The following is a 22,396-nucleotide window of genomic DNA, read 5'->3' on the forward strand; positions in this document are numbered from 1 at the left end:
GGGCGGGGGTTCTCGCGGCTGTCAGCGGCTTTGCGGCGTTGTTGTTCTTCGTGGCGTTGTCGTTCGGTTTCGTGGCGGGCTTTGGCGGCGTGGTGGGCGAGTTCTTGGCCGCGGTCGTGGACGTCTTTGGGGAGGGAGCGGGTGGCGACGTCGAGTAGTACCGCGGTGATGTCGGTCTGTTTTGGCTCGGTGAGGGTGGGGTCGGCGGTGAGGACGGTGGCGGTGGCGTCGGCGATGGCTTTGACGTGGAGGTAGTGGATGGTGCCGTCGGTGAGGGCTTCGGCGACGGTGGGGTTGTGTGTGAGCCATTTTCCGAGGGTTATCTGGTGGGCGATGTTTCCTTCGGGGAGGCGTACGGCTTTGGCGTACCAGCGTTTGATGGAGGAGTGGCCGAGTTGCAGTGCGAGTCCTCGTCGGTCTGCTTCGGTGAGCATTGCCAGTCGTGCTGCGGCGAGCTGTGTCTCGGTGGTGTGGATGTGCGCGAGTCCGGTCACGATGTCCTGGTCGGACAGCGTGTGTGCTGTGGTGAAGTCCCCCAACTTCTTCTGCATGCCAGGGAAGGTACAACCGCCCACCGACAAGAACGGTCGAGCCTGTTCCGATCGTCGCCGTCGATGCCAGGAAACACCCAACGACGCCATAACCACAGCTCAGAGTGCCCGCAGTTCCAATTGCTACTGCGGTACTAGGCCGGGGTATCGGGCGAGGTACGGGTGAGCACTCGGCCGAGCGCGAGCGCAGCCGTGCGCACGGCGGGCGCGAGCAGTTCGGGTTTGAACTGAGCCTTGGGTACCGAAACCGAAAGAGCAGCAATGGGTTTCTTGTTCACCATGACGGGAGATGCCAGGCAACAGCCACCGAGTGCAGCTTCTTCGCGCTCGAGAGCGACTCCGGTTCGGCGAATGGAGTCGAGTTCGAGACTCAGAACTTTCGGATCGGTGATGGAGTGTGGTGTGAAGCGCCGCAGCGGCCGAGCCAGGATGTCCTGCTGAACGGACTTGCTCTCGGGCGCGAGCAGTGCCTTGCCGACGGCCGTGCAGGTGAGGGGAAGCCGTCCGCCGATCTGCGAGGGTAGCGGGAACGAGAGATGGCCGTGGATCTTCTCGACGTAGACCGCGTCGTGACCATCGCGTACGGCGAGGTGGACTGTCTGTTCGGTTACCGAGAACAGATCCTGCATGAACGGTAGCGCCGCGGTGCGCAGTCGGTGCTTGAGGCCGACCCGTTCGCCGAGCTCGAACAGAGCCATGCCCAGCTCGAATTTGGTCCCGCTGCGCGCCAACCACCCCACATCGGCCAGTTCGACCAGCAATCGATGAGTGGTCGATCGGGGGAGCGCGGTCCGCGTGGTGACCTCGGCGAGACTCAACGCCGTGCCGCCGGGAAATACGCCCAGGATTAGGGCGTATCGCTCGAGCAGCGACATCGTGTCCCGTTTCATGGGACACATCCTATCCACTGCGCCGGGTCGGGCATAGCGTGCTTTTCATGACCAAGGTGGACGAACACGCGATCGACGAAGCAGCGCAGCGCCTGGCCGCTGCCTCCCACACGAGCACCCCGTGCGCTCCGGTGCGCGACCTGATCGACCGAGCGGACATCGATGCCGCGTATCGAATCCAGACGCGCAACATCGACTCGCTCATCGCGGGCGGGCGGCGCGTGATCGGACGCAAGATCGGCCTGACATCGGCGTCGGTGCAGCAGCAGGTCGGAGTAGACCAACCGGATTTCGGCGTACTTCTCGACGATTTCGATGTCTCGGACGATCCCGCCGTGGACTCGTCGCGGTTGCTACAACCGAAGATCGAGGCCGAGATCGCCTTCACCCTCTCGGCCGACATCGACGAACTGATTACCGCCGATCAGGCGCCGAACTACGTCGATCGCGTTTTCGCCTCCTTCGAGATCGTCGACAGTCGCATCGCCGGATGGGACATCAGTCTGGCCGATACGGTCGCCGACAATGCCTCCTCCGGTCTGTTCGTGCTCGGAGATTCCGTTGCGAAGGACGACGCACCGGATCTGGCCGGCATCGAGATGACCATGACGGCCGACGGCGATCACGTTTCCGCAGGCACGGGTTCCGACTGCCTCGGTAGCCCGTGGAAAGCGCTTGTGTGGCTGGCGAATACCAGCCTCTCCTACGGATCGCCGCTGCGTGCCGGCGAGGTGATCCTGTCCGGGGCGTTGGGTCCGATGGTGCCGGTGAAGCCTGGCGCGACCTACACCGCGTCCATCACCGGTATCGGTGGCGTCAGCGCGACGTTCACCGCCTGAACCTTCCTCGAAACGAAAGCGAGAAATCATGAGCATCACCAAAGTTGCGGTGATCGGGTCCGGCAATATCGGTACCGATCTCGTCATCAAGCTGAAGAGAGTTGCCAAGAACGTCGAGATCGCTGTTCTCGTCGGCATCGACCCCGATTCCGACGGACTTGCCCGCGCGCGCCGGATGGGGATCAGCACCGTCGATACCGGTGTGCAGGGTCTGATCGAGCATCCCGATTTCGCCGATATCTCGATCGTCTTCGACTCCACCTCCGCCAAAGCGCATGTTGCCAACGCAGAAGCGCTGCTGCCGTACGGAAAGCAGCTCATCGATCTGACGCCCGCGGCGATCGGCCCCTTCGTCGTACCCGCTGTCAACCTCGAGGAACACCTCGAGGCGCCGGACGTCAACATGGTGACCTGTGGTGGTCAGGCCACCATCCCGATCGTTGCCGCGATCTCGGCGATCACCCCCGTTCACTACGCGGAGATCGTGGCCTCGATCGCATCGAAGTCGGCCGGACCGGGCACGCGAGCGAACATCGACGAGTTCACCGAAACCACTTCCGAGGCCATCGAGAAGGTCGGGGGAGCAGCACACGGCAAGGCCATCATCGTGCTCAACCCGGCAGAACCACCGCTGATCATGCGTGACACCGTCCTCGCGCTGGTGAGTACCCCGGACCAGGACGCGGTCCGTCGATCCATCCTCGACATGATCGAGAAAGTATCGGCGTACGTGCCGGGATACCGGCTCAAGCAGGAGGTGCAGTTCACCCAGCTCGACGACGCCGAATCCGTCGCCACCCTGACGGGCGGCGTCGAGAAGGGGCCGGGGCTGTGGAAGGTGTCGGTGTTCCTCGAAATCGAAGGCGCCGCGCATTACCTGCCCGCATACGCGGGCAACCTCGACATCATGACCTCCGCAGCGCTGCAGGTCGCCGAGAAGATCGCCGAGAACACGATGCTGGAGGCAGCACGATGAACGACACGACCCATACTGCACCGACCGGTGCGACACGCCGCGCTGCCGCCGATGGTGCGACACGCCCCAATGCCGCTGACGGCGCTGCCCTGTACATCCAGGATGTGACGCTGCGCGACGGTATGCACGCGATGCGGCACCGCATCACACCAGAGAACGTCGCCCGCGTCGCGAGTGCCCTCGACAGCGCCGGAGTCGATGCCATCGAGGTCACTCACGGCGACGGCCTCGCGGGCCACAGCCTCACCTACGGTCCCGGTAGCAACACCGACTGGGAGTGGATCGAGGCCGCCGCAGCGGTGGTGCATCGGGCGAAGTTGACGACGTTGCTCCTACCCGGTGTCGGTACCGTCAAGGAACTCCAGCGCGCGTTCGACCTGGGTGTCACCTCGGTTCGAGTGGCAACGCACTGCACCGAAGCCGATGTGTCGGCGCAGCACATCGGATTCGCTCGCGAACTGGGAATGGACGTCTCGGGCTTTTTGATGATGTCGCACCTCGCCGAGCCTGCCCAGCTCGCCGAACAGGCGAAGCTGATGGAATCGTATGGCGCACACTGCGTGTACGTGACCGACTCGGGTGGCAGGCTGACGATGAACGGAGTGCGAGATCGGGTGCGGGCCTACCGGGACGTGTTGGACGCGGAGACTCAGATCGGCATTCACGCCCATCAGAATCTGTCGCTGTCCGTGGCCAACTCCGTCGTGGCGGTGGAGGAAGGCGTCATGCGAGTCGACGCCTCCCTCGCCGGCCACGGTGCGGGAGCAGGCAACTGCCCGATCGAGCCGTTCGTCGCCGTCGCCGACCTGCACGGGTGGAAGCACAACTGCGACCTGTTCGGGTTGCAGGACGCAGCCGACGACATCGTGCGGCCGCTACAGGATCGGCCGGTTCAGGTGGACCGCGAAACCCTGACTCTGGGATACGCGGGTGTCTATTCCAGCTTCCTTCGCCATGCCGAGACCGCCGCACGCCAGTACGGACTCGACACCCGCGCAATCCTGCTCGCGGTCGGCGAACGGGGCCTCGTCGGTGGCCAGGAGGACCTCATCACCGACATCGCCTTGGATCTGGTCGCAGCCAAAGGATGACGCTCAGCGCCCGGCGGTGTCGGCGGACATGTCGACATGCCGGGTTTCGACGAGTGCCTTGGTGCACACCAGGCTCAGGACGGACAGGGCGGCGAGCATGACTCCCACTGCGATACTGCCGAATTGGGCGGTCAGCGGAGCGGCGAGCAGGGGCGGGATCGCCCCGCCCAGCACTCCTGCGAGGTTGTAGCCCAACCCGGCGCCGGTGTACCGGAACCTGGTCTGGAACAGCTCCGGCAGGAGTGCGCCGGTCGGTCCGTAGGCGATTCCGAAGATGGCGAGGGTGACGCACATTGCCAGGATGTACACCGCTTGATTGCCGGTGTCGAGTAGCGGGAACAGTGCGATCGCCCAGGGAATGGCAAGGGCGCACGATGTCATGATGACGCGGCGACGTCCCACTCGGTCGGAGTACATCGCCGAGAGGGCGATGGCAAGACCGAACACGACTGCTCCGACAAGTCCTGTCCACAGCACGAACGGACGGTCGTAACCGAGGGTTTTGGTGCCGTAGCTCGTCAGATACGCGGTCCCCATGTAGAAGAGCGAAAACAGTGAGGCCAGCGCTCCTGCCGAGAGCAGGATCTCCTTCCGCTGTACGTGCCATGCTTCGAGAATCGGGAGTCGTACTGGCTTTTCGGTGGTCTTCTCGGCTTCCTTCTCGGCTGCCTGATTGGCACGGAAGACCGGTGTCTCCTCGATCGCCAAGCGCATGTACAGGCCGATCAGAACCAGTACGGCGCTGAGCAGGAACGGGATTCGCCAACCGTAGTTCAGGAAGACCTCGTTGGTGTCCCCGAAAACAGCTCCGGTGATGAGGAAGGTGCCGCTGGAGAGAATGAATGCCGCAGACGGGCCGAGTTGCGGGAACATCGCGTAGAACCCGCGCTTCTTTGCGGGCGCGTACTCGGCGGTCAACAGCGTCGCGCCGGCCCATTCTCCTCCCACCGCGAAACCTTGCCCGAATCGCAACAGCACGAGGATGATCGGCGCGGCGACGCCGATCGTCGCGGCCCCCGGCAGTAGTCCGATGGCGAAGGTGGAAATCCCCATCAGCAGCAGCGTCGAGATCAGTGTCTTCTTGCGCCCGATACGGTCGCCGAAGTGACCGAACAGCACCGCTCCGACCGGCCTGGCGATGAATGCGACCGCGAAGGTGGCGAACGACGCGACTGTGCCCGCGGTCGCCCCGAGGGCAGGGAAGAAGACCGTCGGAAAGACAAGGGCAGCAGCGGTTCCGTAGATGAAGAAGTCGTAGAACTCGATAGTGGTTCCGATGCCGCTTGCGATGGCAACTTTTCGCACGCTGGTCTTCGGCGGCGCGGTAGGTGGTGGTGACGAGTGGCGGGTAACCGCATCGTCGGGTGTCAGTGAGGTCATGTCTCTCCAGGGGCGGGTCACAGTACGTGCTCTTCTCAGAAACAGAACGTATGTGACCCGCAGCACACCCCACTACCCCCGAACAGGGGTGGGTGCGCGAGGAGTAGCTACTTCCCGGTGACGTCGAGTGCGGCGCCGACTATGGAATCGGCGTCGATGCGGTGGTACTTGTACACCTCGTCGAGCGAGCCGACCTGCCCGAAGTTGCTCACGCCCAACGACGTCGAGGCAACGCGGTTCACCGTGGCGAGGAAGGCGAGGGTGTGCGGGTGGCCATCGAGCACGGTCACCATCGGAGTAGCTCGGTCGGCAGGCAGGAGCTGGTCGAGGATCCAGGTGTCGTCGCTGGCGTGACCTTGGCGCGCACGCAGGGCACGGTAGAGCTGTCCGGGGCTGGTGATGCACAGGACGTCGGCCGCGACACCGATGTGTTCGAGCCGTTCGGCGGCAGCGAGCGCCTCGGTGACGAGGGCACCCATCGCGACGATGGTGACGACCGCGCTTTCGCGTCGAACGAGGGGATATCCACCGGCCACCACCTGGCGTCGTCGACGTTCTCGCGCGGCCCGATCGGTGGGGACGTCGGCGAGCGACTGATCCACCGGTCTTGTCGACAGGCGCAGGTACGCCGAGGTGCCGTCGGGTCGACCGAGTCGCCCGATGCTGGCGAGCAAAGTCCATTCGACGTCGATTGCGAATGCCGGCTCGTAGGTGATGCACCCAGGCTGTTCCAGCCCGATCGAGGGGGTTTTGATCGACTGATGTGCACCGCCCTCCGCTGCCAACGTCACCCCGGACGGCGTGCCGACGAGGATGGATTGCCCGCCGGCGTAGATGCCGTAGGACCAGGGCTCGAGCGCGCGCTCGACGAATGGGTCGTACATGACGCCGATCGGAAACAGCGGTTGACCCCAGCGACTCCAGGTGGCACCGAGTTCACCCATGAGACCGACGAGGTTGGTCTCGGCGATGCCGAGTTCCATGTGCTGGCCCGTCGGATCCTCGCGCCAATGCATGATGGTTTCGGCGTCGTCCTCGAACCAGTCCCTGCGCTCGGTGGCGGACCACACGCCCACCTTGTTCACCCAGCCGCCGAGGTTGGTGGTGGAACTGACGTCGGGGCTGACGGTGACCACGCGTGCGGCGGCGTCCGGTGCCTCGCGGGTGAGATCGAGCAGAACCCGGCCCAGCGCGGCCTGCGTCGTCGCGGTTCCCTTCGGTGTGCGCCCGATGTCCGCGGGAACCGGTGGCGGGTTCGAATCCGGAACTCTCGCTCTGCGCAACCGATCCGCGGTCTCGATGCACTGTCGACCGGGGCCGCTCTCGGCGGAGAAATGCGTCCAAGGATTGTTGGGATCGGTGCCGAGCGACTGCGCGAGTGTGTTGTATTCCTCGACGGTCAACAGCGATGAATGGTTCTGTGGATGCCCCTGGGTGGGGAGTCCGAATCCCTTGACCGTGTAGGCGATGATGACGGTCGGTCGGGTGTCGTCGATCTGGGCGTAGGCCTGCCGGAGTGCGGACAGATCGTGTCCACCGAGGTTGCGGATCGATTCGGTCAACACGGTGTCGTCCAGGTCGACGATGAGCTCGGCAATCGCTGCGGCTTCTGGCCCCTCTCCTGGCAGTCTGTCGCGCACCTGAGCAGCCGTGCACCGCAACAGCCGCTGGTACTCGGGGTTGGGCATGTCGAGAATTCGGCGGCGCAACGCGTCCCCGCCGGGACGAGCGAACAGGTCTTCGAGCAGGCGACCGAATCTGACGGTGATGACCTGCCAGCCTGCTGCGTCGAACATCTTCTCGAGGCGGCGGGCAGCGATGTTGGGGACGACGCGATCGAGCGATTGGCGATTGAGGTCGACGATCCACACGATCTCACCCAGCTCGGTGATTCCAGGATCGATGACGGCTTCCCACACGGCGCCCTCATCGAGTTCGGCATCGCCGACGAGCGAATACTGCCGTCCGCTGAAGCCGCCGCCCCGCTCCCGAGCCGAACTGCTCTCGGTGGCACCGAAACTCGCCTCGACGTAGCGGCGTGACATCGCACCCCAGATCGGTGCGGTGGCACCGATTCCGACCGAGCCGGTCGAGTAGTCGACGGGGTCGGGGTCCTTGGATCGTGAAGGGTAGGACTGCAGTCCACCGAAGGAGCGGAGCGTGGTCAGGGAATGCTCGTCGAGTTCACCGAGCAGGTAGTTGATGGCGTGGAGAACCGGGGACGCGTGCGGTTTCACCGACACGCGGTCCGCCGATTCGAGTTGTTCGAACCACAATGACGTCATGATCGTGACCATCGAGGCGCAGGAGGCCTGGTGGCCTCCGACCTTGAGTCCGCTGGGATTGGGGCGTACTCGGTTCGCGTGGTGGATGATCGAGGTCGACAGCCAGAGCACCTTCTCCGCGATCTCTTGGAGGTGGTCGGGAACGACCCGGGACGAGTCGCGATCGGCCGGAACAATGCTGTTCATGTCGGAAAGCTCCTGGAGTCGACGGCATGTGGTCGAGCGACGGCGTCCGGGTTGCGAAGCGCTTGGTGAAGTTGCGAGGTGTCAGCAACGCACACGAGTCGACCAGATATCGGCGAGCTGCGCAATTGCCTTGTTCGAAGGAGCGCACGATGCACGGTTCTGGCTCAGTGGCCGGGCCCGAACTGGTTCAGGTGATCAATCCGATGTCGGTCGCGTCGTCTCGTGCCGCATCCTTGACCGCCCGAATAGATATGGATACGGTGTAGCCAAAATACTGGCCGACTGTTGGAGAAGGCATTGACAACGTCCGAATCGGGCCCTCCGCGCGAGACTGCACCGCGCGAGAGTGCGCACAGCCCAGCAGGCGTCGCGCAGGCGCGCGGACTGCTGATCTCCGTCGCGAGTTCTCAGTTCGGGATCTCGGTGGTCTATGGCGCGGTGCCGGGGGTGCTCCTCGCGCTGCAGATCGCAGACATGGCCGGAGACCAGAACAAGGCCGGAGTCCTGAGTCTGTTCACCATCTTCGGTGCCATTGCAGCACTGGTGGCACAGCCGCTTGCCGGACGGTTGTCCGATCGGACCAGAACGAGAGTCGGAAGTCGTACACCATGGGTGGTCGGCGCATCCGTGATCGCGGCACCGATGTTGTGGGCCATGGGTTTCAGCCAGTCGCTACTCGTACTTGCAGTGCTGTACGTGGGATCGGAGTTCGTTCTCAGTGCCGCCCAGGGGCCTCTCGCGGCAGTGTTGCCCGATCGAGTTCCTGTCGGTCGGCGTGGCACGTACAGTGCCGGTCTCGGTATGGGCATCATGCTCGGATCGGTCGTCGGCACCGTCCTTGCCTCGGTTCTGTCGGACAACACCGTGGTGGCCTACCTCGTGATCGGCAGCATTCCGGTGATCATGGCGCTCGCGCGTCTGTTGGTTGCTGGAGACGCTGACAACCGGAGCGCACCTGTCGTGCTGGACAAGGTCGATCGAGGATGGAGGTCCTTTGTCGTATCGCCCTCGGAACATCCAGATTTCTGGTGGGCTATCGGTAGTCGTTCGCTGACCTACGCCGGATTCTTCACCGTCCAGGGTTATGCGCTGTACCTGTTGCAGGACTACATCGGGCTCGGGGACGATGCAGTTGACCTTGTTGCCGTGTCATCCGGAATCGCCGCACTGTGCATCGTTCTCGCCGCCGTGCCGTCGGGCATCCTGTCCGACCGTGTGGGTCGACGAAAGCCGTTCGTAGTGGCTGCATCCGGCACGATGGCCGCCGGTTTCATCATCCCGCTGATCTTTCCGACTGTTGCCGGCTATCTCGCGATGATCGTCGTGATGGCGCTGTCCTTCGGCTGTTTCGAATCGACAGACAATGCGCTCGTCACTCAGGTGCTGCCGCGAGAGAGTGCGTACGCGCAGGACTTGGGCGTGGTGAACGTTGCGGCCGTGGCGCCCCAGATTCTGGCGCCCGCGCTGGCGGGCTCCGTCGTCGTCTTGACCTCCGAGTACGTGTTGATCTTTCCGCTCGCCGCACTCTTCGCCTTGCTCGGCGCCTATTCGGTGACTCGGGTTCGTGGAGTGCGCTGATTCTATGTTGCCCGTGGTTGGTTCGCGGTGTCCTCGATGTCGGCCAGAACCTCGGCTATCGACGGAAGCGGTCTACTGCACAGTGCGTGTGCCTCGTCCGTGGGCAATCCGAGCGCGATGAGGATGCCGGTGGTCATGGCGTCCGCGGCGGCCGCGTCGTCGCGGTCCGGTTGTTGGAGTAGCAGTTGGCCGAGTCCGAGGAGGGATCCGGCGACGAGGGCGAGCGCGAGGTCGGGATCCTCGACGCGGAATCTGCCGGCCTTCGAGGCGGCGGCGATGTCTCGTGCGGCGCGGGGCGCCAAGCCCTTCCCCGAGCCGATCAGTGAGGAACCGGAGTTGACGAGCACGCGACTGAGTTCGGGCTGCAGCCGAAACAGGCGGCCGGCTATGCGGAAGGACTGAGCGAAGACCTCTGCGGGATCGCCGACGTCATCGCCGAGGGCGTCGAGAAAATCGCCGAGGGAATCGAGCGCACTCTCCACGGCGGCGGCGAAGAGTTCTTCCTTGCTCTCGAAGTGGTTGTAGAACGATCCCATCCCCACGTCGGCGGCCTGGGTGATCTCCAGAATGGGCGCGGTGAGCTTGCCGTCGGCGATGAACCGCTGTCCAGCAGCGATCAAGGCCGCGCGTGTACGTGCTTTGCGGCGTTCGAGCCGGCTCGCTCCTGCGGTCATATGGGGTGCACCTTCGCCATCGGGTATCGACCGATCGATCCTAGCCTATCGTCAATATTGACGAATTCTTCAAAAGCCTTGACTGAGAGTCTGGTCATAGGTGACGATATCGTCAGACAGTGAGGAGTCGAGATGGTGGAAGTACACACCGGCGTCGATGCACACAGCGGCATGCACGTCGACCAAGGTGCGCTACCCGGCGAACATCCAGGTCGAGCATCGAACCCGATCATCAAGGTCCACGACATCGCATGGCTGGAGTTCGAAAAACCCGATCTGGTGAAGGCCGAGGCATTTGCGACGGCATTCGGATTCACGGTTCCGCACCGCACGCCGGAGGAAGTTCATCTCCGGGGTACGGAGACCGGCGCCCCGTGCGTCATCATCCGCAAAGGGAATCGAACCCGGTTCGTGGGCGCGGCGTTCCTCGCCGCCGACGAGTCCGATGTGTTGGTGTTGGGAAAGCTCACCGGCAACCGAGTTTCGCGCCTACCCGAGAGCATCGGCGGCATCGGGGTCACCCTGCACGATCCGGGTGGTCAGCCCGTTCGGGTGGTGGCGGGCATGAATCAACTGCCTTCCCTCCCGGGGCAGCGCGCGCACACCTTCAACTTCGACGAACCGCTGACGCGCGTGAACGCGACGCAACGTCCGCCGCGCGAGCCTGCGCGGGTGCAACGCCTGGGCCACGTGGTCATCTCGCGTACGCGTTACCTCGAGAACCTCAATTGGTACCTCGAACACCTCGGACTCATCGTCAGTGACTTCCTCTACTACGACGGCCAGCGTGAACGTGGCCCGGTGATGAGCTTCATCCGCTGCGATCGCGGCGAAACGCCGACGGATCACCACACGCTCGCGATGACGCTCGGTCCGTCCGACCGCTACGTGCACTCGGCGTATCAGGTCTGTGATCTCGACGCCCTCGCCGCCGGTGGCGAGTACCTGACCGAACGCGGGTATCGGCACTCGTGGGGGATCGGGCGCCACATTCAGGGCAGCCAGATCTTCGACTACTGGCGCGACCCGGATGGCTTCCTCGTCGAGCACTTCAGCGACGGTGACATGTTCGACACCTCGCTCGAGCCCGGGTGGGCGCCGATGACGGCCTCCGGCCTCGCTCAGTGGGGCCCGCCGGCTACCAAGGACTTTCTGGGCATCACGCCGAACCGTCAGGGTCTGCAGGAATTCCGGTCGATCCTTTCCTCGCTCCGCCAAGACAACGAATTCGATACCGAACGCCTCCGTGGCCTGTTGAAAGTAGCGTCCTCATGAGCATTTCCGTTCTCCGTACCGATGACGCGTGGTGGGTCCAGACCCCCGAAGGTGCCGTCAAGGTCGATACCGACGCGGTCACCACCGCCGAACTTCTCGCCGACCGGTCCTCGGTCGAGGCGGCACGGGAGGGCACGGACACCGTGCCGGTGGAGACTCTGCAAATGATCTCCCCTGTCACCGCGCCCTGCCGGGTCGTCGCGCAGATGACGAACTTCGTATCGCACGTCAAGGACTCGGGGATGAACCCGGAGACCGTCCCGTTGACGTTCTTTCGCAAGTCCTCCGGATCGATCAGCGGCCCCACCGACGACATCGTCAAGCCTGCGCATGTGAAGCTGCTGGACTACGAGATCGAGATCGGGCTCGTCTTCGGCAAGACGCTCGCGGTGGGCACGGAGATCAACAGCTCCGATATCGCGGACTACATTGCCGGGCTCGTCATCACCAACGATGTCTCGGCTCGCGACGTGCAGCTCCCCAAGACTCAGTTCTACGAGGGGAAGTCGTACCCCACCTTCACCCCGGTCGGACCGGTGCTGCTGCTGCTCGAGGCCGGGGAATTCGCCCGGTTCAGCGATCTGGGCCTGACTCTGCGCGTCAACGGGGAGGTGCGCCAGGACAGCACTGTCGCGGACATGATCTACCGGCCGCTGGAAACGTTGCGAACTCTCGTCGGATTCCAGCGCATGGATGCGGGCGACCTGCTGCTCACCGGCACGCCGGGCGGAACCGCGCTCAAGGCCCCGGCGAAGCCGGTCGAAATGATCGGCGCTCTGGTGCCACCGGCAGTCAAGTGGAAGGTCTTCTTCAAGAAGCAGGCATCGAATCCCTTGTATCTGAAGGACGGCGACGTGGTGGAGCTTTCGGTGTCCACGCCCGATGGCGCACTCGATCTCGGGATTCAGCGGACGACAGTGCGGTATGCCTGATGTGCAGCGATGACCGACGATCTGGGAGGACGAGGTGACTGTCGAGCACTACCCGGTGGTTGTCGTCGGCTCCGGCCCGGCGGGAATGACCTCCGCATTACTGTTGGCACAGTACGGAATCGAGTGTCTCGTCCTCGATCGCTGGGACGATGTCTACCCGCAGCCGCGAGCGGTGCATCTCGATGACGAGGTCTATCGCATCCTCGGAGACCTAGGGCTCGCCGAGGAATTCGCGCAGCAGTCGAGGCCTACCCGAGGCTTGCGGCTGGTGGACCGCAACATCGGTGTCATCGCCGAGTTCGAGCGTGACCCCGACCAGATGCCGCATGGGTTTCCACAGGCCAACATGTTCGACCAACCCGACCTCGAACGTCTGATGAGAACCAGATTGTCGACGTCCGCGACCGTGCACGAGCGCGGTGGTTGCGAGGTCGTCGATGTCGCGAACATGCGCGATCAGGCTGTCGTTACGTACATCGATGTCGACAGCGGCGAGCGCCGCGCCGTTACAGCGGACTACGTGCTCGGGTGCGACGGGGCAAACAGCGTCGTCCGTTCGTCCATCGGTTCGAAAATGAAGGATCTGGGGTTCGAGCAGCGGTGGCTGGTGGTGGACGTCGCCACCGACGCCGAACTGGGGCAGTGGGAAGGCGTTCATCAGGTCTGCGATATCGACCGAGCCGCCACGTACATGCGGATCGGGCCCTCTCGCTATCGGTGGGAATTTCGTTTGCGCGAGGACGAAACCGCGGAAATGTTCACCGAGCTCGAAGCGATCAAGCCGCTCGTCGCACCATGGTTGCGCGAGGTGCCCGACCCGGATCTGAAGCTGATCCGAAATGCTGAGTACACCTTCCGCGCCCAGGTTGTGGATCGGTGGCGGGACCGACGAATCTTCTTGCTCGGCGATGCCGCGCACCTCACCCCACCGTTCATCGGCCAGGGCTTGGGCGCCGGACTGCGCGATGCAAGGAACCTCGTCTGGAAGCTAGCGGTCACTCTCGGCGGTGCAGCGTCCGACGAGGCCCTCGATACCTACGAGTCGGAGCGAAAGCCGCACGTCACGACCATGATCCAACTGGCAATAGCGATCGGTTGGGCCATGACCGGCGGCGGCGCGATCAGTGATGTGATTCGCAAGCAGGTTGCACCGCTGCTCGGATACGTGCCCGTCCTGGGGGCGCGAGTCACCAACAGTGCCACGCCACGTCTGTCGCGCTCCGCGTTCGTGCAACGCAATTACCTCTCGCGCCACGATCTCGCGGGTCAACAGTGTCCGAATTGCGTGATCGGCGGCGCCCAGCGTCTCGACGAACTCGCCCCTGGCCGTTTCCTGTTCGTCTCGAACACTCCGCTCACGCCCGAACAGCGTACCGAGGTTCATCGACGCGGCGCTGTGGTATTGGAAGTGCCGGCGTCCTCGGATCTCGGGCAATGGCTGCACCGCGGCCGCGTCTGCGCCGCAATTGTCCGGCCGGATCGCACCGTGATGGCGACGAGTCGCTCGGTGCCGGCACTGCACACGAAAGTGCCCAGCTGCGAGGCCTTGTCCGGCCCGAAGCTACCGAGGCCGGCTCCACCGATTCTCCGCAGCGTCCATGTTCATTGACGTGTGCAGAGTACGAAGCTGGACCGAAGTTTTCGGCAAGACTAGGAGACAAGAGATATGAAGACAGCAATCGTCACCGGAGCGTCATCGGGCATCGGCCATGCTGTGGCAGCAGCTTTGGTCAAGCGCGGCTACCGGGTGATCGGAACCAGCCGAAACAGTTCCACGGTGACCGACCCGGTGAAGGGCGTCGACTACCGTGATCTGGATCTGACAGATCGGGACTCGATCAAGCGCTTCGTGGACGGCCTCGGTGGCAAGGACGTGGACGTGCTGATCAACAACGCGGGTGAATCGCAGTGTGGACCACTCGAAGAGCTGCCCATCGACGCTGTGCAGCGGTTGTTTCAACTCCATGTCTTCGGCGCAATCGAACTGACCCAGCTGGTGCTGCCGGGTATGCGCGAGCAGCGTAGCGGCAAGATCGTCAATGTCGGGTCCATGCTCGCGAGCTTCCCGCTCGCCTACCGGTCTTCGTACGTGGCGACCAAGGCCGCCATCAAAGGCTTCTCCACCGCCGCGCGATACGAACTGGCCCAGTTCGGCGTCGACATCACCACCGTCGAACCGGGTTCGATCGCCACCGGGCTGTCCGGCCGTCGTACCAAGTACATCAATGACAACTCGCCGTACCAGCAGGAGTTCACCTCTGCGATAGCCGCTCTCGACACCAAGGAGTCCCAGGGGATTTCGGCGGCCAAGGTTGCCGAGACGGTGGTCGAGGCTGTCGAGTCCAAGAAGACCCGTTCGCTCTACGCTGTCGGCAGCAACGCGCCGGTCGTGTTCCTCGCTCGACGGCTGCTGCCGCGCAACGTGATCGAATCCGTCATGGCCAAGGCCTACGGTATCGGCGCCAAGTAGCGAACCAGTCGATGAAAGACCGAAATGCCAAGGCGGGGTGGTCTATCGTGTCTGCGATGCCGACGAACGAGGAACCTGTGTCCGGGCCGTCGAGGCCGCCCGGCATTCGGTCGCGCCGTGCCTCGCGCCCACGTCGAGACGCGGGCCCCCGTAGCGATCGCAGGCAAGCGCTCATCGACGCCGCCATCGAGATGTTCACCGAAGATGGTTCCGCCGATATCAGCGCAGCGGCGATTGCTCGACGGGCCGATGTGGCCCACGGCCTGCTGTTCTACTACTTCACCGACAAGAAGGGCCTCGTGGCGGCGGCGTTGGTGGACATGCTGGACGAGCTGGCCGCATACCAGAGTCCGCGGCCTGAGGAGAAGACAGAGCGTGAACGGCTCGAAGGGTTCGTGCGGCGCCACGTCGAGTTCCTGGACCGCTACCGAATCGCGTACCTCAGGGTGATTCGCGAGGGTGTGTTCGCCACCCCCGAGATCAATCGCGCTGTACAGCAGGCCCGTTCGAACGCCGCGGATCAGGTCACTGAACTCACCGGCTTGGCCAAGCCCGGATCTGCTCGCGTCAGAGTCGCTGTCAGTGGCTGGATAGGCTTTCTGGACCGACTTGCCGACGAGTACATCGATGATCCTGAGCTCGATCTCGACAGCGTGGTCGTGTTGGCCGCTGATGCCTTCGACGCCGTCGTCAATGCGGCGCGCATCTCCGGGTGTGCGGATTTGTGAACGCTCACACTGTGCCGCAAGGGTTTCATAGGCAATCATGATCAGGCGGAACTACATTCTTCACAAAACTGCATTGGGGTGATCGGTGTCGAACGAGGTGTCTCGGAGATCAGCGCTGAGGGCGTTGGTGGCAGGTGGTGTGGTGGCCGGTGCGGTGGCGCACAGTCTGTCATCGCCGCCCGCAGCTGCTGCGTTGCCGAACAGTAGATTTCGGGTAGACCTTCATGCGCACTACTTGCCTCCGCAGTATCGCGACGCACTGAACGCGACCGGGTATACGGCAAAATCGTTCGTACCACTGCCGTCCTGGTCGGTCGGTGAGGCGATCGAGTTCATGGACGCTCATGCGATTGCAGCGCAGGTTATCTCGATCTCGGATCCGGGAGTCACCTTTCTCTCCGGAGCAGACGCTGCAGCCATGGCCAGGCATTGCAACGATTTTGCGGCCGATCTCGTCGAATCGGAGCCGACTCGCTTCGGCGCCTTCGGGGTGCTCCCGCTGCCCGATGTCGTCGCCTCGATAGCGGAGCTGCGGTACGCCCTGGACGATCGGGCGATGGACGGAATTGTTCTTCTCAGTAGTTACGCCGGCATCTACCTGGGTGATCCGAGATTCGAACCGGTGATGGCCGAGTTGAATGAGCGCTCGGCGTTCGTGTTCGTTCATCCTGCCGAGGTCGCTCCGGACAATCGGCCGGAGCTGCCATTCCCGGCGTTCTACCAGGAGTATCCGTTCGAGACGACGAGGGCAGCTACGGTTCTCATGGCCTCGGGCACCCTGGACCGGTACCCGAACATCCGATTCTCGCTGGCCCATGCTGGTGGCTGCCTGCCGTTCCTCTCCGGGCGGCTGCGGGCGCCGCGAGCGGCGATCCCCGCGGCCCCGGACGTATCCGTCTTCGCCTCCGACACCGCTCTGGCGTCGTTCCACTACGACACATCACTTTCCGACAGCCCCGCCGCGATGCGAAGCGTGGTCGAGGTGGCGCCCGTGGAGAAAATGCTGTTCGGCACGGACTGGCCGTTCAGTTCGCTGGTTTATCGAGCGGCTACGACAGACGACCCGGCGCCCGGCCTCGGCGAGGTATTCGATACCGAGCAGCGTTATCGGATCGAACGACTCAACGCCCTCGAACAGCTACCGCGTCTGGCACGCGCCCTCGGCTGAGGACCCGTGCCAGGCGCGTCGGGCTGCGCTTTGGGCGTTGTGTCGCATTGTGTCGCATTGTGTTGCGGAATCGACTCGGAAACAATGATCCAGGAATGTCGAGAACGCGAGTAGGGCTTCGTCCCAGGGCTGGATGCGGCCATACCGGCTGCACGAAGCGAAGGAGAATCACCATGGCGAAGTACCTACTTCTCAAGCACTACCGCGGCGCTCCGGCAGCGGTGAACAACATCCCCATGGATCAGTGGACCCCTCAGGAAGTCGACGCTCACATGAAGTTCATGAGCGATTTCGCCACCGAGCTGGTGGGGTCGGGCGAGTTCGTCGACGGCCAGGCACTTTCGCCGGAGGGGACGTTCGTGCGGTACGACGGCCCAGGTCGACCGCCCGTCACCGACGGCCCGTTCGCGGAGACCAAGGATCTGATCGCGGGCTGGATGGTCATCGACGTGGACAGCTACGACCGCGCACTCGAACTGGCGGCCGAGCTGTCTTCGGCACCGGGGGCAGGCGGAGAGCCGATCCATGAATGGCTCGAGATCCGCCCGTTTCTGAGCGCACCGGCGACGGTCACGGAGTAGGCGGGGAGGGCGCCGTTCATGGACGCGCTGCGACTGAGGGAGCTGACTCCGGCGGTGATCGGCGTCCTTGTCCGCCGGGGGGTCGACTTCGTGAGCGCCGAGGATGCCGTGCAGGAAGCACTGATACAGGCCTCCCTCACCTGGTCGGTCGGTATGCCCGACGATCCGAAGAGCTGGATGGTCACGGTGGCATGGCGCAAGTTTCTCGACGCGCACCGCGCGGAATCCTCGCGTCGCGATCGTGAGGAACGAGTGCACGCCGAGCCACCGCCCGGGCCCACCGAGACGGCCGACGACACTCTGCAGTTGTTGTTTCTGTGCGCCCACCCCTCATTGACTCCGACCTCCGCTGTCGCTCTGACACTCCGGGCAGTAGGCGGATTGACAACCCGGCAGATCGCCCAGGCATACCTCGTGCCGGAAGCAACGATGGCGCAGCGCATCAGCCGCGCCAAACGCACTGTCAGCGGTGTGCGTTTCGAGGAACCAGGCGATCTGCCTACTGTGCGGCGAGTGCTGTACCTGATCTTCAACGAGGGCTACACCGGCGACGTCGATCTGGCGGCAGAGGCGATACGCCTCTGCCGCCAGATGGTTCGGGTCGCGTCGCAGCGCACACATGACACTGAGCCGCGCACACATGACACTGAATCGGACGGGTTGCTGGCATTGATGCTGCTGCACCATGCTCGTCGGCCCGCGCGAATCGGCTCCGACGGCAGCCTCGTTCCGTTGGCGCTCCAGGACCGCTCGCTGTGGGATACCTCGCTCATCACCGAGGGCGTCGATATCCTGCAGCGGGCGCTCGCCCGTGATCGGCTCGGGGAGTTCCAAGCACAGGCTGCCATCGCTGCGCTGCATGCGGACGCCCAACGCGTCGAGGACACCGATTGGGTGCAGATCGTCGGTTGGTACGACGAGTTGCTCGCACTCACCTCGAGCCCGGTGGTGGAACTCAACCGGGCGGTTGCGGTCGGCGAAGCCGACGGGCCCGCAGCGGGACTGGCTGCTCTGGCCTTCGTCGACGCAGACATACCACGTCGCGCTGCGGTATCGGCCTACCTGCATAAGAAGGCGGGCGACCTCGATGTTGCGGCACGCCTGTACGCGGAGGCGGCGCGATCCGCCACGAACCTCGACGAACGGAACCATCTGATCAAACAAGCAGCCAGGACGAGAAGGCTTCGTCAGGATGGAAACGACACGTCGACGATCAACCCGTGATGATCGGAGCCTTCGACGGTGATCCGCTGCAGCGACTGCGCGTGCGCACCCCGCGTCAGCACGTGATCGATACCGATGACCGCAGGAAAACCCTTGTCGGTCGGGTAGGTCGGGATGATGCCGGTGCCCAGTTGGTCTGCGGCGTCGGAGTACCCGGCGTCGAGTAGATCCCTGAACTGTCGGTGCAGGTAGGTGGTGTTGAAGTCGCCGCTCACCACGACCGGGCTTCCGGTTGCGGCCAGATCTTCGAGGGCGACTCGCAGTGTGTCCAACTCGGCAGTCCACACGTCGGGAGGAGTGATGTAGGCGGGCCCCGGATGGACGGCGACGAGGTCGAACGATGTCGGAAAGTCGACGCGTGCTGCGAGATTGGTGGGCCCGAATCCGTTCAGCTCGCGCATCTCGGCCAGTGGATAGCGGCTGTAGATTCCCGCTCCGGCGCCGCCTGCGTCATCGGGAACGAGGTATTGGTACGGCAGCAGATCGTCGAGGCCGAGATCGTTCATCGCCTGTGCGAGCGGGTGGGTCAGCTCCTGAACCGTCAGGGCATCGACGTCATTTTCGCGCACGGTGGCCACCACACTGCCGGGGTCGGCTTGCCCGAACAGCAGATTTGCCTGCATGATCCGCAGCGTCTGTCCGCGAGGGATCTCATCGTCGGCCACATGTCCGTCTGCCACATAGAGCGGTCCGACGACCGCCGAGACGACGGCGAGGAGCACGGCTGAGGCGGTGACGAGCATCCACCGTCGGAACACCAGGGAGACCACCAACCCGGCCGCGGTCACGGCAATGAGCAGCGGGACGAACGATGCAGCTGCAATCAAGAGATTGATCGGGCGCGATTGAAACATGGAGACGACGGCAACGATCCCGACCGCGATACCGCCGAGCCCGACCGCTTGGGCAACGCGTCGCGCGGGCACGTTGTCCCTGGTGAAGCTCATGACAGACGGTAGCAAACGATGGGCCGTGGATCCTTCGGCGAGCCCGGGCGGACACGCCGTATTGAAAACGATTATCATTAAGGTATGTCCATTGCTGAAACCCGCCCGCTACCGGTCACTGTGCTGTCCGGTTTCCTCGGAGCGGGAAAAACCACGGTGCTCAATCACATCCTGTCCAACCGCGACGGCTTGCGAGTTGCTGTCATCGTCAACGACATGAGCGAGATCAACATCGATGCCCGGCTCATCGACGGATCGATTGCCGGGGACGCCCAGCTGAGTCGAACCGAAGAGAAGCTCGTCGAACTGACCAACGGGTGTATCTGCTGCACCCTGCGCGAGGACCTCATCGAGACGGTCGGCAGACTCGCCGCTGAGAAACGATTCGACTACCTCGTCATCGAATCGACCGGGATTTCCGAGCCGATGCCCGTGGCGGCGACGTTCGAGTGGGAATTCGAGGACGGCTTCACGCTGGGTAGCGTCGCGTCGATCGACACGATGGTCACTGTCGTCGACGCCTCCACATTTCTCGGCGAAATCGCCAAGGGGGAATCGTTGGCCGACCGCGAGCTCGAAGCAGGAGAGGGTGATTCGCGGTCGATCTCGGATCTGTTGGTCGACCAGGTCGAGTTCGCGGACGTCATCCTGCTGAGCAAGACCGACCTGGTCAGCTCCACTGCAGCCGGGGCCACCGAGGCGACGTTGCGCCGCCTCAACCCCAGGGCCGAGATCGTTCGCGTCGATCGCGGATCGGTCGACATCAAGCGCATACTCGACACCGGCCTCTACGACCCCGATGCCGCGGCGCGTGTGTCGGGATGGGAAGAGGAGCTGACGAGCACCCATACGCCCGAAACCGAGGAGTACGGGATCCGCAGCATGGTCTATCGGTCCGACCGACCGTTCCATCCGCTGCGGTTGTCCGAAGCGCTGGGGAGACTGCGCGGAGTGTTGCGCAGCAAGGGATTCTGCTGGATCGCCAGCAGGCCCATCCAAGCTGCAGTCTGGTCGCAGGCCGGCCCGACTCTGATGATCGAGGGTGCTCAGAACTGGGCCGATACCGACATCACTCCGGGGCAGGAGATCGTGTTCATCGGAGTCCGCCTCAGCGAGGACGCCGCACGCACCCTGCTGGACCCAGCACTGCTCACCAATGACGAACTGCTGGCCGGACCATCGGCCTGGATCACCTACCCCGACCCCCTCCCGAGGTGGACCGACCACCCCGTCCACGCATGAGTTTCGGTCATTGCGGCCGGATCGGCAGCCCTGTGACCGTCGGCAGTCTTGTGGCGAGGGGTGACTTACGAGTTGTCGGTCTTCGCGGGCTCCTCGGCCCCGAGATCCTCGCGCAGCTTCTCGGCGATGTCGTCGTCGATACCGGAGTCCTCGTCCGATCGCAGTGCCATTTGCTCGTTCAGGTAGCGGAATAGTACGGCGGCCACTGCTGCGGCCGGAACGGCGAGAAACGCTCCGATGATGCCGAAGATCGAGGCGCCGGCGGTGACGGACAGCAACACCACGGCCGCGTGCAGGTTCATGGATTTGCTCTGCAGCACCGGCTGCAACACGTTTCCTTCGATCTGCTGTACGACGATGATGATGGCGAGCACGATCAGGGCGGTGGTGAAGCCGTTTGCCACCAGCGCGACGAGAACTGCGAGTGCTCCGGCGACGAATGCACCGACGATCGGGATGAAGCCACCGAGGAATGTCAGGGTCATCAACACCGGGGCCAGCGGCACACCCAGAATCACCAGGCCGATGCCGATGAAGATGGCATCTATGGCGCTGACGATGGCTTGGGTGCGAATGAACCCGCCGAGTGTGTCCCACATCCGACTGAATACTTCGGCGATGTGTCCGCCCGCTTTGCCGCCGGCGAGGCCGCGCATCCATGGCAGGAAGCGGGGGCCGTCCTTGACGAAGAAGAACGTCAGTACCAGCACCAGGCCGAGAGTGACCAGCAACGATCCCGCGGTAGCGACACCCGAGAACACTCCGGTCGCGATCACCGCGCCGCTGTCCTGAAGTTGATCGGCGAGCGCCTGCACCGCATTGTCGATCTGTGCGTCATCGAGGTTGACCGGGGGGCCTTCGAACCACTCCTGCACCTGCGTGATGCCTTCGGAGGCGCTGTCCGCCAGCTCAGGCGCCTGGTTCATCACCGACGGCACGATGAAGGCGATGACGCCGGCGAGTACGCCGAGGAAGCCCAACAAGCTCGTCGCTGCGGCCAGTGCGGGTGGAAATCCGATGCGGCGCAACAGTCGAGTGAATGGCCACAGCACCGTGCACACGATGAGCGCGAGCAGAACGGGGAGGATGATGACCCACAGTTCGCCGACGATCCATCCGATGACCCACAGGGCTCCGGCTGCAACGAGGATCACGGTCGACCATTTGGCGATCCAGAGACCACCTGCTCCGAACAAGGTGTCGCGGCCGCGACGGGTGGAGGCGTTCTCTGTCACGAGGGTCCTTTCGTCTTCATGCTCGTGCGGCATACCGCAATAATGCCTGCCCTGACGCCGCGGAGTTCGCGCAGCGGGTCGTTGCACCCCGTCACTCGCTGACAGCGAACACACAGCCACCGTCCAGGCTGGCGGAAGTTTGGG

At 63.8% G+C, this 22,396-nt stretch carries 19 protein-coding genes and 1 pseudogene; 13 read left to right on the forward strand and 7 right to left on the reverse strand.

Annotated elements, in window-relative coordinates; translation table 11 throughout:
- Positions 1 to 551, reverse strand: a pseudogene (locus tag J1M86_RS24415) (DUF222 domain-containing protein); the annotation flags it as partial.
- Between the two features lie 134 nt (positions 552 to 685).
- Positions 686 to 1,441, reverse strand: coding sequence for an IclR family transcriptional regulator (locus J1M86_RS24420; RefSeq protein WP_083667522.1), 756 nt, complete (start codon positions 1,439 to 1,441; stop codon positions 686 to 688).
- A gap of 47 nt (positions 1,442 to 1,488) precedes the next feature.
- Here J1M86_RS24420 and J1M86_RS24425 point away from each other — a divergent pair, with 47 nt between their 5' ends.
- The 3 genes from J1M86_RS24425 to dmpG are packed head-to-tail and all read left to right on the forward strand — an operon-like array spanning position 1,489 to position 4,347.
- On the forward strand, positions 1,489 to 2,280 hold the full coding sequence (locus tag J1M86_RS24425; protein WP_206511711.1) for a 2-keto-4-pentenoate hydratase: 792 nt from the start codon (positions 1,489 to 1,491) through the stop codon (positions 2,278 to 2,280).
- Positions 2,281 to 2,308: 28 nt separating this feature from the next.
- On the forward strand, positions 2,309 to 3,256 hold the full coding sequence (locus J1M86_RS24430) for an acetaldehyde dehydrogenase (acetylating) (RefSeq protein ID WP_206511712.1): 948 nt from the start codon (positions 2,309 to 2,311) through the stop codon (positions 3,254 to 3,256).
- A complete protein-coding gene (gene dmpG / locus J1M86_RS24435) occupies positions 3,253 to 4,347 on the forward strand; it encodes a 4-hydroxy-2-oxovalerate aldolase (protein WP_274611740.1) in 1,095 nt (364 codons plus the stop codon). The genes J1M86_RS24430 and dmpG overlap by 4 nt, the downstream gene beginning before the upstream one ends.
- 3 nt (positions 4,348 to 4,350) lie before the next feature.
- On the opposite strand, the gene J1M86_RS24440 is transcribed toward dmpG, so the two are convergent.
- Together J1M86_RS24440 and J1M86_RS24445 are read right to left on the reverse strand one after the other, a co-directional pair.
- A complete protein-coding gene (locus J1M86_RS24440; RefSeq protein WP_206511713.1) occupies positions 4,351 to 5,727 on the reverse strand; it encodes an MFS transporter in 1,377 nt (458 codons plus the stop codon).
- 107 nt (positions 5,728 to 5,834) lie between these two features.
- The gene (locus J1M86_RS24445; protein WP_206511714.1) at positions 5,835 to 8,198 is read right to left on the reverse strand and encodes a pyruvate dehydrogenase; all 2,364 of its coding nucleotides are present in this window, start codon (positions 8,196 to 8,198) and stop codon (positions 5,835 to 5,837) included.
- Positions 8,199 to 8,495: 297 nt separating this feature from the next.
- Here J1M86_RS24445 and J1M86_RS24450 point away from each other — a divergent pair, with 297 nt between their 5' ends.
- On the forward strand, positions 8,496 to 9,776 hold the full coding sequence (locus J1M86_RS24450; RefSeq protein ID WP_206511715.1) for an MFS transporter: 1,281 nt from the start codon (positions 8,496 to 8,498) through the stop codon (positions 9,774 to 9,776).
- A gap of 2 nt (positions 9,777 to 9,778) precedes the next feature.
- On the opposite strand, the gene J1M86_RS24455 is transcribed toward J1M86_RS24450, so the two are convergent.
- Positions 9,779 to 10,450 carry a TetR/AcrR family transcriptional regulator gene (locus J1M86_RS24455; protein WP_206511716.1) on the reverse strand — a complete coding sequence of 224 codons (672 nt, stop codon included), beginning with the start codon at positions 10,448 to 10,450 and terminating at the stop codon, positions 9,779 to 9,781.
- A gap of 132 nt (positions 10,451 to 10,582) precedes the next feature.
- On the opposite strand from J1M86_RS24455, the gene J1M86_RS24460 reads away from it, so the two are divergent.
- From J1M86_RS24460 to J1M86_RS24495, 8 genes are all read left to right on the forward strand, one after another.
- On the forward strand, positions 10,583 to 11,725 hold the full coding sequence (locus tag J1M86_RS24460) for a VOC family protein (RefSeq protein ID WP_075838529.1): 1,143 nt from the start codon (positions 10,583 to 10,585) through the stop codon (positions 11,723 to 11,725).
- A complete protein-coding gene (locus J1M86_RS24465) occupies positions 11,722 to 12,657 on the forward strand; it encodes a fumarylacetoacetate hydrolase family protein (protein WP_206511717.1) in 936 nt (311 codons plus the stop codon). Before J1M86_RS24460 ends, J1M86_RS24465 begins: the two co-directional genes overlap by 4 nt.
- Positions 12,658 to 12,691: 34 nt before the next feature.
- Positions 12,692 to 14,266, forward strand: coding sequence for a bifunctional 3-(3-hydroxy-phenyl)propionate/3-hydroxycinnamic acid hydroxylase (locus J1M86_RS24470; protein WP_206511718.1), 1,575 nt, complete (start codon positions 12,692 to 12,694; stop codon positions 14,264 to 14,266).
- 57 nt (positions 14,267 to 14,323) lie between these two features.
- On the forward strand, positions 14,324 to 15,127 hold the full coding sequence (locus tag J1M86_RS24475; RefSeq protein WP_075838532.1) for an SDR family oxidoreductase: 804 nt from the start codon (positions 14,324 to 14,326) through the stop codon (positions 15,125 to 15,127).
- A gap of 56 nt (positions 15,128 to 15,183) precedes the next feature.
- Positions 15,184 to 15,855 carry a TetR/AcrR family transcriptional regulator gene (locus J1M86_RS24480; protein WP_206511719.1) on the forward strand — a complete coding sequence of 224 codons (672 nt, stop codon included), beginning with the start codon at positions 15,184 to 15,186 and terminating at the stop codon, positions 15,853 to 15,855.
- Positions 15,856 to 15,940: 85 nt separating this feature from the next.
- Complete coding sequence (locus J1M86_RS24485) at positions 15,941 to 17,023, forward strand: amidohydrolase family protein (protein ID WP_307786738.1); 1,083 nt, start codon at positions 15,941 to 15,943, stop codon at positions 17,021 to 17,023.
- Between the two features lie 173 nt (positions 17,024 to 17,196).
- Positions 17,197 to 17,604: a YciI family protein gene (locus J1M86_RS24490; RefSeq protein WP_075838535.1), complete on the forward strand. Its 408-nt coding sequence runs from the start codon at positions 17,197 to 17,199 to the stop codon at positions 17,602 to 17,604.
- 18 nt (positions 17,605 to 17,622) lie between these two features.
- The gene (locus J1M86_RS24495) at positions 17,623 to 18,828 is read left to right on the forward strand and encodes an RNA polymerase sigma factor (protein WP_075838536.1); all 1,206 of its coding nucleotides are present in this window, start codon (positions 17,623 to 17,625) and stop codon (positions 18,826 to 18,828) included.
- On the opposite strand, the gene J1M86_RS24500 is transcribed toward J1M86_RS24495, so the two are convergent.
- Positions 18,792 to 19,775: an endonuclease/exonuclease/phosphatase family protein gene (locus J1M86_RS24500; protein ID WP_075838537.1), complete on the reverse strand. Its 984-nt coding sequence runs from the start codon at positions 19,773 to 19,775 to the stop codon at positions 18,792 to 18,794. The genes J1M86_RS24495 and J1M86_RS24500 overlap by 37 nt on opposite strands.
- A 90-nt stretch (positions 19,776 to 19,865) precedes the next feature.
- Here J1M86_RS24500 and J1M86_RS24505 point away from each other — a divergent pair, with 90 nt between their 5' ends.
- Positions 19,866 to 21,017, forward strand: coding sequence for a GTP-binding protein (locus J1M86_RS24505; RefSeq protein WP_139318035.1), 1,152 nt, complete (start codon positions 19,866 to 19,868; stop codon positions 21,015 to 21,017).
- A 65-nt stretch (positions 21,018 to 21,082) separates the two neighbouring features.
- Here J1M86_RS24505 and J1M86_RS24510 read toward each other — a convergent pair whose 3' ends face one another.
- Entirely contained in the window at positions 21,083 to 22,252 is a 1,170-nt protein-coding gene (locus tag J1M86_RS24510) for an AI-2E family transporter (RefSeq protein ID WP_307786739.1), read from the reverse strand.
- Positions 22,253 to 22,396: the final 144 nt, after the last annotated feature.

Origin of the sequence: Rhodococcus sp. KRD197, from assembly GCF_017168235.1 — a bacterium.
Classification (GTDB): domain Bacteria; phylum Actinomycetota; class Actinomycetes; order Mycobacteriales; family Mycobacteriaceae; genus Rhodococcoides.

Bases quoted from the DNA above. Each gene is read 5' to 3' on its own strand.
- J1M86_RS24420 (WP_083667522.1), bottom strand. From the start codon at position 1,441: ATGAAACGGGACACGATGTCGCTGCTCGAGCGATACGCCCTAATCCTG.
- J1M86_RS24425 (WP_206511711.1), top strand. From the start codon at position 1,489: ATGACCAAGGTGGACGAACACGCGATCGACGAAGCAGCGCAGCGCCTG.
- J1M86_RS24430 (WP_206511712.1), top strand. From the start codon at position 2,309: ATGAGCATCACCAAAGTTGCGGTGATCGGGTCCGGCAATATCGGTACC.
- dmpG (WP_274611740.1), top strand. From the start codon at position 3,253: ATGAACGACACGACCCATACTGCACCGACCGGTGCGACACGCCGCGCT.
- J1M86_RS24440 (WP_206511713.1), bottom strand. From the start codon at position 5,727: ATGACCTCACTGACACCCGACGATGCGGTTACCCGCCACTCGTCACCA.
- J1M86_RS24445 (WP_206511714.1), bottom strand. From the start codon at position 8,198: ATGAACAGCATTGTTCCGGCCGATCGCGACTCGTCCCGGGTCGTTCCC.
- J1M86_RS24455 (WP_206511716.1), bottom strand. From the start codon at position 10,450: ATGACCGCAGGAGCGAGCCGGCTCGAACGCCGCAAAGCACGTACACGC.
- J1M86_RS24460 (WP_075838529.1), top strand. From the start codon at position 10,583: ATGGTGGAAGTACACACCGGCGTCGATGCACACAGCGGCATGCACGTC.
- J1M86_RS24465 (WP_206511717.1), top strand. From the start codon at position 11,722: ATGAGCATTTCCGTTCTCCGTACCGATGACGCGTGGTGGGTCCAGACC.
- J1M86_RS24475 (WP_075838532.1), top strand. From the start codon at position 14,324: ATGAAGACAGCAATCGTCACCGGAGCGTCATCGGGCATCGGCCATGCT.
- J1M86_RS24480 (WP_206511719.1), top strand. From the start codon at position 15,184: ATGCCGACGAACGAGGAACCTGTGTCCGGGCCGTCGAGGCCGCCCGGC.
- J1M86_RS24490 (WP_075838535.1), top strand. From the start codon at position 17,197: ATGGCGAAGTACCTACTTCTCAAGCACTACCGCGGCGCTCCGGCAGCG.
- J1M86_RS24495 (WP_075838536.1), top strand. From the start codon at position 17,623: ATGGACGCGCTGCGACTGAGGGAGCTGACTCCGGCGGTGATCGGCGTC.
- J1M86_RS24500 (WP_075838537.1), bottom strand. From the start codon at position 19,775: ATGAGCTTCACCAGGGACAACGTGCCCGCGCGACGCGTTGCCCAAGCG.